Origin of the sequence: Bradyrhizobium sp. 2TAF24 (assembly GCF_052115025.1) — a bacterium.
In the GTDB taxonomy this organism is placed as follows: domain Bacteria; phylum Pseudomonadota; class Alphaproteobacteria; order Rhizobiales; family Xanthobacteraceae; genus Bradyrhizobium_A.
The window spans coordinates 294,908-310,530 of the sequence record NZ_JBFRFW010000005.1 but is presented as its reverse complement, the minus strand read 5'-3'; the positions used below and the strand labels follow the sequence as shown (position 1 = coordinate 310,530).

The window sequence follows — 15,623 nt, the reverse complement described above, 5'->3', positions numbered from 1 at the left end:
GTACCGCCCCCTATCTTTATTCCATCCGCCGTGCGCAAAGTGACGGCCGCGCGACACCCACAATGGACCTTTTCATGACTCTCGCAACATCTTCCCTGCTCGACCGCGCCGGCCTCGACCGCGACACGGTTCGTGCCGAAGTCGCCCGCGGCCTCGACGGCGCCGACGACGGTGAGCTGTTCCTGGAATACCGCCAGTCCGAGGGGTTGATGTTCGACAACGGGCGCCTGAAGCAGGCGACCTACGACACGGCCCAGGGCTTCGGGCTGCGCGCGGTGAAGAGCGATGCGGTCGGCTACGCCCATTCCTCCGACGTCTCATTGGCGGCGCTGGCGCGGGCCGCCGATGCGGTCCATGCCGTTCGCGGCGGCTACGCAGGTACCTACGCGGCGGCGCCGTCCCACACCAACATCCGTCTCTACGGCGACGACAATCCGCTCGATGGCGAGGCCTTCGAGAGCAAGGTCAAGCTGCTCGCCGAAATCGACGCCTATGTCCGTGACAAGGACCCGCGGGTGCGCCAGGTCTCGGTCAGCCTCGGCGCCACCTGGCAGGTGGTCGAGATCCTGCGGCCCGACGGCGAGAGCTACCGCGACATCCGCCCGCTGGTGCGGGTCAACATTTCGGTGGTGGCGGGCGCCGGCGACCGCCAGGAGACCGGCAGTCAGGGCTATGGCGGCCGCGAGGGTTATGCCCGCTTCATCGAGACCAAGGCGTGGCGTGAGGCCGCCGACGGCGCCATCCGCCAGGCACTGATCAACCTGGAATCGGTGCCGGCACCGGCCGGCGAGATGGACGTGGTGCTGGGCCCGGGCTGGCCCGGCGTGATGCTGCACGAAGCGGTCGGCCACGGCCTCGAGGGCGACTTCAACCGCAAGCAGACCTCGGCGTTCGCCGGGCTGATGGGCCAGCAGGTGGCGGCCAGGGGCGTCACCGTGGTCGATGACGGCACCATCGCGGCGCGCCGCGGCTCGCTGTCGATCGACGACGAGGGCACGCCGACCAACCGCACCGTGCTGATCGAGGACGGCATCCTGGTCGGCTACATGCAGGACCGCCAGAACGCCCGCCTGATGAACATGAAGCCGACCGGCAACGGCCGCCGCGAGAGCTACGCCCATGTGCCAATGCCGCGCATGACCAACACCTACATGCTGGCCGGCGGGCACGATCCTGCGGAGATCCTCGCCTCGGTGAAGAACGGCATCTTCGCGGCCAATTTCGGCGGCGGCCAGGTCGACATCACCTCCGGCAAGTACGTGTTCCAGTGCACCGAGGCCTACCGTATCGAGAACGGCAGGCTCGGCGCGCCGGTCAAGGGCGCCATGCTGATCGGCAACGGCCCGACCGACCTGCACCGCATCACCATGGTCGGCAACGACCTGCAGCTCGATGCCGGCATCGGCACCTGCGGCAAGAACGGCCAGGGCGTCCCGGTCGGCGTCGGCCAGCCGACGCTGCGCATGGACCGCATCACGGTCGGAGGCACCGGCGCATGAGCGACAACACTCTCCCTCAGCACGAGGCCTCGACGATGAAGAAGACTGCAGCCTCCTGGGCGAGCGCGATCACCCAGATGGCCGCCGTGTTTGCGGTGGTGATGGCGGCGAAGGGCGCGCTCGCCGAGCCCTTTTATGTCCCGTCGGGCTCGATGGAGCCGACGCTGATGATCGGTGATGCACTGCTCGCCAGCAAATATCCCTATGGCTACAGCGCCGCCTCGGTGCCGCTGAACATTGCGCTGCCCTCGACCGCGCGCGTACTGGGCGCGCTGCCGGAGCGCGGCGACGTGGTCGTGTTCCGCTGGCCCGGCGACCGCTCCCAGGTCTGGGTCAAACGGGTGGTCGGCCTGCCTGGCGATCGTATCCAGATGCGCAACGGCCAGCTCTTCATCAACGGCGTCGCCGCGGCACTGCAATCCGACGGCATCGGCAAGGCCGAGACCGAGGACGGCGCCGACGTCCCGGCGCCGCGCTATATCGAGACGCTGCCCGGCAATCGCAGCCACCCGATCTTCAAACTGCGCGCCCACGGCTTCTACGACAACACCGCCGAGATGACCGTGCCACCCGACCACCTGTTCGTGATGGGTGACAATCGCGACAACTCCGCTGACAGCCGGGTGCCGGTCGCCGACGGCGGCGTCGGCATGCTGCCTGCCGCCAACCTGGTGGGCCGTGTCGAAGCGGTGCTGGGATCGTGGGATCTCGCCATGAGCCAGCGCCCGATCACGAGCTGGCTGTCGGGCCTGCGCCCCTCCCGCTTCATGACAGGCGTCAACTGACGCCCGAGGGGCCCGGCCATGACCTTTGACGACGTCCGCGCCTTTGCCCTGACCTGGCCGGACGTCGCTGACGGCACGTCCTATGGCACGCCTGCGCTCAAGGTTCGTACCAAGCTGCTGGCACGGCTGAAAGAAGACAACGACAGCCTGGTGCTGACCGGCATCGAGCCTGACGAGCGGGCCATGATGATGGAGGCCCGGCCGCGGGTGTTCTACATCACCGAGCACTATCGCGACTGGCCGAACGTTCTCGTGCGCCTGTCCGCCTGCCCGCGCGGTGTGCTCGAGCCGCTGCTGCGGCGGCGCTGGAAGGCACTGGCGTCCAAGGCCGCGCTCAAGGCCTATGAGCGGGAGAACGGCGGCTAGCGCACGACGCCGGAGACGAAGCCCGGCTTGCGGTGCGGCGGCTTGATCTGGCTCTTGAGGAAGCAGCGCGCGTCCTTGCCGATATAGCCAGGGCGCGCATAGGTCCAGGCCCGGCATTTGTTGTCGGCCTCGCAGGCCTCCTTGCAGGCGTCGTCGTGCTCGCTGCCCTTGAGCTCGAAGCTGCGGTAGTCGCCGCCGAACCGGTCGGTCGACATCTCGACCGCCCCGGTGCGCTGCTCGAGCACGCCGGCGCCGCGCACGCCCGACACGCAGCAATTGTTGGCCACGCGCGGCGGCACGCTGCTCTTCAGCCAGCACACCGCCTCGGCCGCCGCATAGGTCGGATAGTTGAAGCTCCAGGCGCGGCAGCGGCGGTCGCGTTCGCACTGCAGGGCGCAGTCCGCCGGATCGCCTGACGGCACCGGCGAGTGCATGTAATCCCCTCCCGGGCGATCGAAATTGGTCTGCGCCAGCAGCGACTGCGGCATCGCGACGATCAGAGCGGCAAAAGCGGCAACAGCCGCGAGGCAGGCTCTCAGGCGACGGGCACGGACCATGCCGGACAACTTTCCATCAAGATCGCTGCCGCGAGGGACATCGCCGGCACGCACAGTTCTGCGATCGAACACACACGACCGCACCGCCGACCGCCCGCAGAAAACGAACGATCGCACGCGCCGCCGCGCTGCCCATTAAAGTATCAGATTTCTGTACGGCAGATGAACGGTGCCCGTGTGCCACGCAACGGCATCAACGCGCTGATTCAGAACACGTATTGATCATAGGCCGGCTCGACGCTGCCGCCCCACGGTCCATTAAATTTCAGCAACATATCCTCTGCCGGCGTGCGCCCGGATTCGATGATGCGGTCGAGCGGTTCGAGGTAGCGCGATTCGTCGCGGCCGAGATGATCGATGCGCGCCCGCCGCCGCAAACCGGCATGCGCCAGCACCAGGCACTCCCTGGCGATCTCGAACAGGTAGCGGTTGCCGATCTTGGCCTTGAAGCCGAGGCGGGGCACGTCGTCGCGCAGTTGCTGACGCTCCTCCGCGGTCCAGCGCCGGGCGATGTCCCATGCGGCGGTGAGGCTGTCGTCGTCATAGAGCAGGCCGACCCAGAACGCTGACAGCGCCGGCAGGCGGTCCCACGGCGCGCCGTCGGCACCGCGCATCTCGAGATAGCGCTTGAGGCGGACCTCGGGGAAGATGGTCGAGAGATGGTTGGCCCAATCCGACAGCGTCGGCCGTTCGCCGGGGAGACGCGCATTGCGGCCGTCGAAGAAGTCACGGAACGAGGAGCCGGCGACATCGATGTAGTCATCGCCGCGCTTGACGAAATACATCGGCACGTCGAGGGCATAGTCGACCCAACGCTCGAAGCCCATGCCGTCCTCGAACGCCCACGGCAGCATGCCGGCGCGCGCATTGTCGGTGTCGCGCCAGATCTCGGAGCGGAACGACAACAGCCCGTTGGCCTTGCCTTCGGTGAACGGCGAGTTGGCGAACAGCGCCGTCGCCACCGGCTGCAGCGCCAGCGACGTGCGCAGCTTCAGCACCATGTCGGCTTCGGAGCAGAAGTCGAGGTTGGTCTGCACCGTGCAGGTCCGGTACATCATGTCGAGGCCGTAGCGGCCGACCTTCGGCATGTAGTTGGTCATGATCTTGTAGCGCCCCTTGGGCATCACCGGAATCTGCTCGCGCGACCATGTCGGGGTCATGCCGAGGCCGAGGAACCCGATGCCCAGCGGCGTCGCCACCTCGCGCACCTGGGCGAGGTGGGCCATCACCTCGGCCGTGGTCTGGTGCACGGTCTCGACCGGCGCACCGGACAATTCGAACTGGCCGCCCGGCTCCAGCGAGATCGCACCGCCGCCGGTGACGTCATAGAGGCCGATGATGTTGCCCTGCTCCATGATCGGCTCCCAGCCGAGCAGGTGGCGCATGCCCTGCAGCAGCGCCTCGATGCCGCGCGGCCCGGCATAGGGCACCGGATGGTGCCCCTCCAGCGTGAACGGCGTCTTCTCGTGCTCGGTGCCGATCCGGAATGCGTCCTTCGGTTTCACGCCGGCTGCCAGCCACGCGACGAGTTCGTCGCGCGAGTGCAGCGGCGTCATATCAATCTGGTCACGCGCCATAAGAGGTCCGAAGCAAAGCCGCGGCGACATTGCACGCACGCGGACAGGAACAAGGATTGCCGCCTGCGGTAGCGGCAAAAGGTGAAGAGAGGATCATCGCGCGGGCGCGACTTCTTTGCTGCCGATCACCTGCTGCTGCGCCTCGGCGCAGGAGCAGCCGAGCCGGTCGAGCAGGCCGCACAGCTTCATCGCATCGCCGTCGGTGAGCTTTGATCCGACATGGCGCTCGATGGCGGCCGAATAGGCGCCCCACATTTTCTTCTGCAACTCGCGGCCCGCCTCCGTGATCTCGACGAACTGGCCACGCCGGTCGGCTGCGCACTCCCGCCGCAGCGCCAGGCCCTCATCGACCAGACGGTCGATCAGGCGCGAGGTCGAATACTGCGGAATCAACATCTGCCGCTCGAGCTCGACCGGCCGCAGCTCTCCCCGCGGCGCGCGCGACAGTTCCAGCAGCGCATCGTACCACGCCAGCGGCGGAAAGCCGGCCTTCTTCAGATCCTGCTCGACCGCGTCCAGCACACGACTCTGGACCCGCATCAGGCGAATCCAGGCGGCAGTGGCTTCAGTCGACGGCTTCCGTTTCATGCGCGATAGTCCCTCGGGCCGGACTATACGTCACTGAATGCATCTGCATCAACATTGACAATTTCATGCAAACGCATGTAGTTCGGCCACCGCGGGCACGCTGGGCCGGGATCCGGGCCAAGACTAAATTCAGGGCTGAGCGCGAGGCCAGGCCCAATACCCGACCCAAGGACCCCGGGTCCGCTGAGGAACAGCACGGAACAAGGAGGACGACATGAAACTCTACTATACACCGGGCGCCTGCTCACTCTCGCCCCACATCGCGCTGAAGGAAGCCGGAATTCCCCATGAGCTCGTCAAGGTCGACCTCAGGACCAAGACACTCGCGAGCGGCGAGGACTACAGCAAGATCAACCCGAAGGGCCAGGTGCCGGCGCTCGCGCTCGACAATGGCGACCTGCTCACGGAAGGTCCGGTGATCGTGCAGGTCATCGCCGACAAGGCCGCCGACAAGAAGCTCGCGCCGGCCAACGGCACGCCGGAGCGCTACCGCCTGCAGGAGTGGCTGACCTTCATCAGCGCCGAGGTCCACAAGACCTTCAGCCCGCTGTTCAACCCGGCGCTGACGGACGAAGCCAAGCAGGTGTTTCGCGACCGTCTCGCCGGCAAATTCAGGTATCTCGACAGCAAGCTAGCCGGCCAGGACTTCCTGATGGGTCAGCAGTTCACCGTCGCCGACGGCTATCTCTACACCATGCTGCGCTGGGCCGATCGGATGAAGGTCGACCTCTCCGCCTTCCCCCACCTCACGGCCTACAAGGAGCGTGTCGCCGCCCGTCCGCAGGTCCAGGCGGCGGTGCAGGCCGAGGCCTGAGCCTCCCGCAGTCCAATGACAAAGAGGCCGGATCGGTGATCCGGCCTCTTTCGTTTTGTTCGTGGCGAACGGCCGTCAGGCTGCCGCGGACTTCTTCGGCGGGAAGCGGCCGTAGAAGGTCTCGCCCTTCTCAGCCATCTCGACCAGCAGTTTCGGCGGCGTGAAGCGCGAGCCGTATTTGGCCTCGAACTTGTGGCACAGCGCGACGAAGTTCTTGGTGCCCATGAAGTCGATGTAGGACAGCGTGCCGCCGGTGAACGGCGCGAAGCCGAAGCCGAGGATCGAGCCGACATCCGCCTCGCGCGGATCGGTGATGACATGATCCTCGACCGTGCGCGCGGCTTCCACCGCCTGCACCACCAGGAAGCGCTGCTTCAGCTCCTCGACATCCAGCGTGTCGGGATCGAGCGACTTCGGCTGCAGCGGCGCGACACCGCTCCACAGCCGCTTCTGGCCCTTGCCCTTCTCCGGATAGTCGTAGAAGCCCTTGCCGTTCTTGCGGCCGAAGCGGCCCTCCTTCTCGACCATCTCGACCATCAGCTTCTTCTGCGACTGGTCGATGGCGTTGGGGCCGAGGTCGGCTTCCGTCGCCTTCATGATCTTGAGCACGAGGTCGAGCGCGACCTCGTCGCTGAGCGACAGCGGGCCGACCGGCATGCCGGCCATCTTGGCGGTGTTCTCGATCATCGCCGGCGGCACGCCCTCCATCAGCATCTCCAGCCCTTCCGCGGTGAAGCGCAGCACGCAGCGGTTGGCGAAGAAGCCGCGGGAGTCGTTGACCACGATCGGCGTCTTGCTGATCTGGCGAACGTAGTCGAGGGCGGTTGCGAGCGCGACATCGCCGGTGTTCTTGCCGACGATGATTTCGACCAGCATCATCTTCTCGACCGGCGAGAAGAAGTGGATGCCGATGAAGCGGCCCTGGTCCTTGAACTCTTCCGCCAGCGAGTTGATCGGCAGCGTCGATGTGTTGGAGGCAAAGATCGCGTCCGGCCGCAGGAATTCCTGCGCTTTGGCGTAGGTCTCGGCCTTGACCTTGCGGTCTTCGAACACCGCCTCGATCACGAGGTCGCAATCCCTGATGACGGAGTAGTCGGCGGTCGCGGTGATGCGCGCCAGCAGCGCGTCACGCTCGGCCTCCTTGGCGCGCCCCTTGGCGACGAGGCCGTCGATCACCGACTTCGCGTGGGCCTTGCCCTTGTCGGCGCTGTCCTGGTCGCGGTCGATCAGCACCACCTCGATGCCGGCCTTGGCCGAGACATAGCCGACGCTCGCGCCCATGAAGCCGGCGCCGATCACGGCGAGCTTCTTGACCTTGGTCGGCGGCACGTTCTCCGGCCGGCGGGCGCCCTTGTTGAGCTCCTGCATCGACACGAACAGGCTGCGGATCATTGCCGCCGCCTCCTTGCTGCGCAGGATGTTGGCGAAGTGGCGCGACTCGACACGCAGCGCCGCGTCGATCGGCAGCTGCAGCCCCTCATAGACGCACTGCATGATGGCGCGCGCCGCCGGATAGTTATCGTAGGTCTCGCGGCGCAGGATGGCGTTGGCCGGCGGGAAGGTCATGGTGCCGGCCTTGGAATAGACCGGACCGTTCGGCAGCTTGAAGCCCTTTTCATCCCACGGCGCCACCGCCTTGCCGCCACCCTTGATCCAGTCCTTGGCGGCCTTGATCAGGTCGGCCGCCGGCACCACCGCATCCACGAGTTTCATGGACTTGGCCTTGGCGAGATCGACGGCATCGCCCTTGAGCAGCAGCTGCAGCGCGTCCTGGGTCTGCATGATGCGCGGCAGGCGCTGGGTGCCGCCGGCGCCGGGGAACAGGCCGACCTTGATCTCGGGCAGGCCGAGACGGGTCTTGGGATTCTCCGCCGCGACGCGGTAGTGGCAGGCGAGCGTCAGCTCGAACGCACCGCCGAGCGCGAGGCCGTTGATGGCCGCGACCCACGGCTTGCCGGACGTCTCGATGCCGCGCAGCGTCAGCGACAGCTTGCGGCTCTCGTCGAACAGCAGCTGGTTGGCGGCGACTTCACCCTTCTGCTTCAGCGTTTCCAGGTAGGTGCGGTTCATGCTCTCGAGCATGGTGAGGTCGGCGCCGGCGGACAGCGCCTCCTTGCCCGACGTGATCACCACGCCCTTCACCGCCGCGTCCGCGGTGGTCTGCTGCACGATCGCCGCGAGTTCCTCGACGGACGTCTGATCGAGCACGTTCATCGAGCGGCCGGGAATGTCCCATGTCACCAGCGCGATGCCGTCGGCGTCGGTCTCGACCTTGAAATTCTTGAATGCCATTTGAAAGCTCCTTCAATCCCTCGGTTCAATCGCCGGGCGCGGCGGCAGCGAGCCGCGGCGCGCTCCGGCGTCGGCCGCTCGCGGGGAGCGGCCGGCGTCCAGGTTGAAAATCAGACCCGCTCGATGATGGTGGCGGTGCCCATGCCGCCGCCGATGCACAGCGTCACCAGCGCAGTGGACAGCTGCCGCCGCTCCAGTTCGTCGAGCACGGTGCCGAGGATCATCGCACCGGTGGCGCCGAGCGGATGCCCGAGCGCAATGGCGCCGCCATTGACGTTGATCTTGTCATTGTCGATGTCGAACGCCTGGATGTAGCGCAGCACCACCGAGGCGAACGCCTCATTGAGCTCGAACAGGTCGATGTCGGAGAGCTTCATGCCGGAGCGCTCGAGCACCTTCTTGGTGACGTCGACCGGACCGGTCAGCATCATCGCGGGTTCGGAGCCGATGTTGGCGAAGGCACGGATCTTGGCACGCGGCTTGAGGCCATGCTTGACGCCGGCTTCCTTGTTGCCGAGCAGCACCGCACCGGCGCCGTCGACGATGCCCGACGAGTTGCCGGCATGGTGGACGTAGTTGACGCCCTCGATCTCGGGATGCGACTGCACCGCCACCGCGTCGAAGCCACCCATCGCGCCCATCACCGCGAACGACGGCTGCAGCTGCGCCAGCGACTGCATGGTCGTCGACGGACGCATGTGCTCGTCCTTGTCGAGAATGGTGAGGCCGTTGATGTCCTTGACCGCCACCACCGAATTCTTGAAGCGGCCTTCCTCCCACGACTTGGCCGCGCGCTGCTGGCTCTGCACCGCATAGGCGTCGACGTCGTCACGCGAGAAGCCGTACTTGGTCGCGATCAGGTCGGCCGCGACGCCCTGCGGCATGAAATAGGTCGGGATCGCCATCGACGGATCCATCGGCCACGCCGCGCCCGACGACATGATGCCGACGCGGCTCATCGATTCGGCGCCGCCGCCGATGGTCAATTCGTGCTGGCCGGACATCACCTGGGCGGCGGCGAAGTTCACCGCATCGAGGCCCGAAGCGCAGAAGCGGTTGATCTGCACGCCCGGCACCGAGGTGCCGAAGCCGGCGTTCATGGCGGCGAAACGCGCGATGTCGCCACCGGCTTCGCCGACCGGATCGACGACGCCGAGCACCACGTCGTCGATGCTGTCCTTGCCGAGATTGTTGCGCTCCTTGAGCGCCTTGAGCGGCACGGTCGCGAGCGCGAGCGCCGTGACCTCGTGCAGCGAACCATCGGACTTGCCCTTGCCGCGCGGCGTGCGGACGTGATCGTAGATAAACGCTTCAGGCATGATGCCCTCCCTTCGATCCATCTTGATTCCGAAAAAAAGGCCGCGCCATCGGGCGCGGCCTTGCAGATGTCGTCAGAACGCCTCGGCGGGCAGTTCCATCACGGTTGCGGCACCGGCCTGGATACGCGCCAGGTGGGTCGCCGTCTCCGGCAGCATCCGTTCCATGAAGAACTTGCCGGTGACGAGCTTGGTGGCGACGTGGGTGGACGTGTCGCCGGCGGCGATCTTGGCCTGCGCCACCTTGACCATCCGCGCCCACATGTAGCCCATCACCACAAGGCCGAAGAGATGCATGTAGTCGGCGGAGCCGGCGCCGGCATTGTCCGGCTTGCCCATCGCGTTCTGCATCAGCCACATGGTGGCCTGCTGCAGGTGGCCGAGCGCGGTGCTGAGCGGCGCGACATAGGGCTTCATCGCCTCGTCGCCGTTCTCCTTGGCGAAGGAGCCGACCTCTTTGAAGAACGCCGTCACGGCGCGGCCGCCGTCGCGCGGCAGCTTGCGGCCGACGAGGTCGAGCGCCTGGATGCCGTTGGCGCCTTCATAGATCATGGCGATACGGGCATCGCGCACGAACTGCTCCATGCCCCACTCGGCGATGTAGCCATGGCCACCGAACATCTGCTGCGCCGCCACCGAATTGGCGAAGCCGATGTCGGTCAGCACGCCCTTCAGCACCGGGGTGAGAAGGCTCATATGGTCGTCGGCTTCCTGGCGGTCGGCGGCGTTGTCCGAGCGATGGGCGACATCGCTCTTGAGCGAGGTCCACAGCACCAGCGCGCGCGCCGCTTCGTTGAAGGCGCGGATGGTCAGCAGCGTGCGGCGCACGTCCGGATGCACGATGATCGGGTCGGCGGGCTTGTCCGGCGCCTTGGCGCCCGACAGCGAACGGCCCTGCAGGCGCTCCCGGGCGTAGGCCACCGCGTTCTGGTAGGCGACCTCCGACTGCGCAAGCCCCTGAACGGCGACGCCGAGCCGCGCCTCGTTCATCATCACGAACATGGCGTTGAGGCCCTTGTTCTCCTCGCCGACCAGCCAGCCGGTGGCGTTGTCGTAGTTCAGCACGCAGGTGGAATTGCCGTGAATGCCCATCTTGTGCTCGATCGAGCCGCACGTCACGCCGTTGGCAGCGCCGAGCGTGCCGTCGGCATTGACGAGGCGCTTGGGCACCACGAACAGCGAGATGCCCTTGACGCCCGCCGGCGCGCCCTCGATGCGGGCGATCACCAGATGCACGATGTTCTCGGTGAGATCCTGATCACCGCCCGAGATGAAGATCTTGGTGCCGGAGATCTTGTAGCTGCCGTCGGCCTGCTTCACCGCCTTGGTGCGCAGCAGCCCGAGATCGGTGCCGCAGTGCGGCTCGGTCAGGTTCATGGTGCCGGCCCATTTGCCGGCCAGCATGTTCGGCACGAAGGTGTTCTTCTGCTCCTCGGTGCCGTGGACCATCAGTGCCGCAACGGCACCGAGGGTGAGGCCGTGATACATGGAGAACGCCATGTTGGCCGAGATCATGAATTCGTTGACGCTCTGCGCCAGCGTCGCCGGCAGGCCCTGGCCGCCATGGCTCACCGGGCCGGCAAGGCCGATCCAGCCGCCATCACCGAGCTGGTGATAAGCCTCCTTGAAACCCTTCGGCGTCGAGACGCGGCCATCGTCGTGGCGGGTGCAGCCCTCGAGGTCGCCGACCCGGTTCAGCGGCTGCAGCACCTGTTCGCTGAACTTGGCGGCTTCGGAGAGAATCGCCTCGCGCACATCCGCGGACGCATCGCTGAAGCCAGGCAGGTTGTTGTAGCGGTCGAACTGGAAAACGTCGTTGAGCAGAAAGGTCATGTCTTCGACGGGCGCCCGGTAGCTTGGCATGTGCGTTACTCTCCCTTGGTTCGAAATCTTGGAAGACTCATTAAGAAAAATTTTGCAGCGCAGCAATACCATTTTGGAACTGACAGAAAAAATCAGACGAAAGAACGGGGGCGGCAGCCCTGCCTGTTTTCCAGGCAAGCCGTCTCACGCTGGCGGTGATCACATCCGGCGCCGGTCGCGGCCGGCAAATATCTGTCCCGGTTCGAGAATTTTTCGGCCCTGGCGGGCGGAGCCTTAACCCGTTGTTTACCGTAACGCGAAAAAGTCAGGTCTGGAAACGGGCACGCTGCCGCGAAATTCGCTTTTATCTTCAAGGACAGCGCGGCGAGCCCGAGGGCGCTGGAAAGCGCCGGTGAACACCGGACCTTGGCATGACATCTCGCGTACCGAGAAGCGTTGAAGCGATCGACCCGTCCGCCCACGACCGGGCGGAGGCCGCGGCGCGCCGCGCGGGCATGTCGCTCAACGACTGGCTGGCGACCACCGGCGGCACGCAGCCGGCCGCTGCGCGGAGCCCGGCGGCCGACGTCGCCGAGATTCATCACCGCCTCGATTCCATCACGCGCCAGATTGAGCGGATCTCGCAGGCTGCGGCCACAGCGCCGAAATCGGAAACGCCTGGCGCTGCGCGCGAGCTCAACGACGCAATCGCCCGCCTCGATGCGCGCATCGCCCAGATCAACGCGCCGGCCGCCGCACCGCTGCCGCCACCTGCACCGCCGCGCCAGGACGCCGCCCCGCTGCAGCCCGAACCGCCGCGCCGCGCGGCAGCCGAGGCCGCGCCACCGCCGGAGAGCGCGCCCGCGCCGCGCCGCGCCGCGACCACGATCCCCGAGCTGCTCGACTTCGACATCGCAGAGATCCGCGCACGCCAGGCCGAGCTCAACAGCGAGGCGCCGCCGGCACGCCTGTCCGCCGCGGCCGCCGCCGCGCTGGCGCAGCCGGCTCCCGCCCCGGCCCCGACACCTGCTCCAGCCCTTGCGCCGGCCGCCGCGGCCGTGGAGGCGCCTGCAGTCCCCGACATGTCCGCGTTCGAGCGGCAGTTGCAGCACCTCACCAGCCAGATCGAGAGCCTGCGCCGGCCGGATGGCGCCGAGCAGGCGATCGCCGCGTTCCGCAACGAATTGTCCGAGATTCGCAGCATCATCACCGAGGCGTTGCCGCGCCGCGCGCTGGAATCGCTCGAGAACGAGATCCGCGCGGTGGCGCGCCGCATCGACGAAAGCCGCCAGAGCGGCGTCGACGGGCAGGCCCTGCAGAACATCGAGCACGCGCTGCGCGACATTCACGGGACGCTGCAGAAGCTGACGCCCGCCGAGCAGCTTACCGGCTTCGACGAGGCGATCCGCAACCTCGGCGACAAGATGGACCTGCTGGTGCGCGCCAGTCCGGACACCGGATCGGTTCAGCAGCTCGAGGGCGCGATCGGCGCGCTGCGCGCGATCGTCTCCAATGTCGCCTCCAACGAGGCGCTGGCGCGGCTCAGCGACGACGTCCACGGTCTCGCGACGAAGATCGACCAGGTCTCGCAGGACCAGGCCACCCATGCCGGCTTCGCCGGTTCGCTGGCCGCGCTGGAGCAGCGCATCGCCGTGCTGACCACCGCGCTCGAGAGCCGCGAGCGGCCGGCCGAAGACTGCAGCCAGCTCGAGGCCGCGGTGCGGCTGCTGTCGGACCGCATCGACCACCTGCAGGTCGGCCAGGACACGTCGTCCGCCTTCGCCCATGTCGAGCAGCGCATCCAGCAGCTGATGGAGCGGCTGGAGATGGTGGATTCGCGCACCGCGAATTTCAGCCGCGTCGAGAGCGGCCTTGCCGACATCCTGCGCCATCTCGAGGACCAGCGGCTCAGCTTTGCCGCGCTCAGCGACCATCGCAGCGCAGCGTCGGCGATGGAGCAGGATGCGGTCGGCGTGATCCGGCGCGAGATCGCCGATCTCCGGCACAGCCAGTCGGAGACCGATCGCAACACCCAGGATGCGCTGGAAAGCGTGCACAACACCCTCGGCCATGTGGTCGATCGTCTGGCGATGATCGAGACCGACCTGCGCGAGAGCCGCACCGCGCGCGCGGCGACGCCGGACAAGTCGGCATTCCCCGATCGGCCGGCACAGCCCGTGTTCACCGAGCCGATGCCGATGCCGCTGGCGCGCGACGCGGCGCCGCCGCTCGCCCCGATCCTGTCGTCGACCGCGATCTCCGCGCCGATGCCGGCGCCGTCACGGCCGGTGATGGCGCCGCCACCGCGTCCCGAGCTGCCCAACCCGGCCGCTTTGCAGGTCGCCGCCGACCGGCCCGCGCCGACCCCGGGCCCGGCTCCGCAAGCGGTCCAGGAGATTCTCAGCGCAGCCGCCCATCCCGAACGCCCGGCCACGGCAGCCGCGCCGCAGGGCGCCCCGGCCGCGCAGGCCGCACGCCCGATCGATCCTGACCTGCCGCCGGATTTCCCGCTCGAGCCGGGCACCCGGCCGCAGGAGCGCGCCGCGCCGCCGGTGACGCCGTCGCAGCGCATCGCCGCATCCGAAAGCGTGCTGAACGAAATTCCCAACCCCGCGCGCGAGGCGGCCAGCACCTCGAGCTTCATCGCCGCGGCACGGCGCGCCGCCCAGGCCGCCGCCAATCCCGCCAAGGACAAGCCGAAGGACAAGGCCAAGGAGAAGTCGGGCCGGGTCGCAGCGCTCGACAATGCCGCGCGCACCGCCCAGGCGGCGAAGGGCGAGACCAAGATGTCGTCGCGCATCCGCTCGCTGCTGGTCGGCGCGAGCGTGGTGGTGATCGTGCTCAGCGGCTTCCGCATGGCCATGAACATGTTCGACGGCGGCGGCCACGACACGCCGCCCGCCGCCGCCGTGGACAAGCCCGCCGACAAGCCGCTGGAGAAATCCAGCGACGCCACGCCGCCTGTGCTGTTCGATCCCAACCGCGCGCAGCCGCAGCAGCAACTGACGCTGCCGTCGATGACCTCGCCGACCCCGATCAACCGCCAGGCCAGCTCGATGGCGCCGATCGCCCCCGCGGCTGCACCGGCCCAGGCCACGCCCGACAGCAATGCCGCCACTCCGCCCGCCGACGACAAGACCGCGCCACCCGACGTGACCGGCAGCATCTCCGCGCCGCCAGCCGCGACAGCGAAGCCCGCGGCTCCCTACAAGCCGATGGCGCTCAACCCGGTATCCGAGCCGCTGCCGGCCGCGATCGGCGGTCCGGTGCTGCGCAGCGCCGCGCTGAAGGGCGACCCGGCCGCGGCCTACGAGGTCGCCGTGCGCTATGCCGAAGGCAAGGGCGTGGCGGTGAACTACGACGAGGCGGTGAAGTGGTACGACCGCGCCGCCGACGGCGGCATCGTGCCGGCCATGTTCCGCCTCGGCACGCTGTATGAGAAGGGCCTCGGCGTTGCCAAGGACGTCGATGCCGCCCGCCGCTATTACATCCGCGCGGCCGAGCACGGCAACGCCAAGGCAATGCACAACCTCGCGGTGCTCGACGCCGACGGCGGCAGCAAGGGCCCGAACTACAAGAGCGCGGCGCAGTGGTTCCGCAAGGCGGCCGACTATGGCGTCTCCGACAGCCAGTACAACCTCGGCATCCTCTATGCCCGCGGCATCGGCGTGGAGCAGAATCTCGCCGAATCCTACAAGTGGTTCAGCCTCGCCGCCTCGCAGGGCGACGCCGACTCCAGCCGCAAGCGCGACGACGTGGCGCGCCGCCTCGACCCGCAGTCGCTGGCCGCCGCCAAGCTCGCGCTGCAGACCTTCACCCCGGAGATCCAGCCGGGCGACGCCATCAACGTGCCTGCGCCCGCCGGCGGCTGGGATGCAGTCTCCAGCGCCCCCGCGCCGGCGCCGGCGCCGGCCGCCGCCAAGCGCCACATCAAGCCGGCTGCCAAGCCGCTGACCACGGCGGCGCGCTAACCCGCGCCGATCTCATCCATGGAATCTTTAGCCCGACCTGCTATCGGTTGCCGCT

Annotated in this window: 11 protein-coding genes; 5 read left to right on the top strand and 6 right to left on the bottom strand. The window is 67.6% G+C overall.

The features are described 5' to 3' along the window. The first annotated feature begins 74 nt into the window (after positions 1-74). From tldD to AB4Z37_RS10930, 3 genes are read left to right on the top strand one after another with little or no spacing between them, the layout of a single operon-like run. A complete protein-coding gene (gene tldD / locus AB4Z37_RS10940) occupies positions 75-1,499 on the top strand; it encodes a metalloprotease TldD (RefSeq protein ID WP_441516745.1) in 1,425 nt (474 codons plus the stop codon). Continuing rightward, complete coding sequence (lepB, locus tag AB4Z37_RS10935; protein WP_441516744.1) at positions 1,496-2,284, top strand: signal peptidase I; 789 nt, start codon at positions 1,496-1,498, stop codon at positions 2,282-2,284. The genes tldD and lepB overlap by 4 nt, the downstream gene beginning before the upstream one ends. A gap of 18 nt (positions 2,285-2,302) precedes the next feature. Beyond that, positions 2,303-2,650 carry an MmcQ/YjbR family DNA-binding protein gene (locus tag AB4Z37_RS10930; RefSeq protein ID WP_441516743.1) on the top strand — a complete coding sequence of 116 codons (348 nt, stop codon included), beginning with the start codon at positions 2,303-2,305 and terminating at the stop codon, positions 2,648-2,650. On the opposite strand, the gene AB4Z37_RS10925 is transcribed toward AB4Z37_RS10930, so the two are convergent. The 3 genes from AB4Z37_RS10925 to AB4Z37_RS10915 form a co-directional block, all read right to left on the bottom strand. Next, a complete protein-coding gene (locus tag AB4Z37_RS10925) occupies positions 2,647-3,207 on the bottom strand; it encodes a PAN domain-containing protein (protein WP_441516742.1) in 561 nt (186 codons plus the stop codon). The genes AB4Z37_RS10930 and AB4Z37_RS10925 overlap by 4 nt on opposite strands. Positions 3,208-3,413: 206 nt before the next feature. Beyond that, complete coding sequence (locus AB4Z37_RS10920) at positions 3,414-4,784, bottom strand: glutamate--cysteine ligase (protein WP_441516741.1); 1,371 nt, start codon at positions 4,782-4,784, stop codon at positions 3,414-3,416. Positions 4,785-4,877: 93 nt separating this feature from the next. Beyond that, positions 4,878-5,372 carry a MarR family winged helix-turn-helix transcriptional regulator gene (locus tag AB4Z37_RS10915; RefSeq protein ID WP_441516740.1) on the bottom strand — a complete coding sequence of 165 codons (495 nt, stop codon included), beginning with the start codon at positions 5,370-5,372 and terminating at the stop codon, positions 4,878-4,880. Positions 5,373-5,586: 214 nt separating this feature from the next. Here AB4Z37_RS10915 and gstA point away from each other — a divergent pair, with 214 nt between their 5' ends. Further along, on the top strand, positions 5,587-6,186 hold the full coding sequence (gene gstA / locus AB4Z37_RS10910) for a glutathione transferase GstA (protein ID WP_441516739.1): 600 nt from the start codon (positions 5,587-5,589) through the stop codon (positions 6,184-6,186). A gap of 75 nt (positions 6,187-6,261) precedes the next feature. On the opposite strand, the gene AB4Z37_RS10905 is transcribed toward gstA, so the two are convergent. The 3 genes from AB4Z37_RS10905 to AB4Z37_RS10895 all read right to left on the bottom strand — a co-directional run bounded on the left by AB4Z37_RS10905 (position 6,262) and on the right by AB4Z37_RS10895 (position 11,657). Beyond that, entirely contained in the window at positions 6,262-8,478 is a 2,217-nt protein-coding gene (locus AB4Z37_RS10905; protein ID WP_441516738.1) for a 3-hydroxyacyl-CoA dehydrogenase NAD-binding domain-containing protein, read from the bottom strand. Positions 8,479-8,588: 110 nt separating this feature from the next. After that, positions 8,589-9,797, bottom strand: a complete 1,209-nt coding sequence (locus AB4Z37_RS10900) for an acetyl-CoA C-acetyltransferase (RefSeq protein WP_441516737.1) — start codon at positions 9,795-9,797, stop codon at positions 8,589-8,591. Between the two features lie 72 nt (positions 9,798-9,869). Then, complete coding sequence (locus AB4Z37_RS10895) at positions 9,870-11,657, bottom strand: acyl-CoA dehydrogenase C-terminal domain-containing protein (RefSeq protein ID WP_441516736.1); 1,788 nt, start codon at positions 11,655-11,657, stop codon at positions 9,870-9,872. A gap of 371 nt (positions 11,658-12,028) precedes the next feature. Here AB4Z37_RS10895 and AB4Z37_RS10890 point away from each other — a divergent pair, with 371 nt between their 5' ends. Next, positions 12,029-15,568 carry a hypothetical protein gene (locus AB4Z37_RS10890; protein ID WP_441516735.1) on the top strand — a complete coding sequence of 1,180 codons (3,540 nt, stop codon included), beginning with the start codon at positions 12,029-12,031 and terminating at the stop codon, positions 15,566-15,568. Positions 15,569-15,623: the final 55 nt, after the last annotated feature.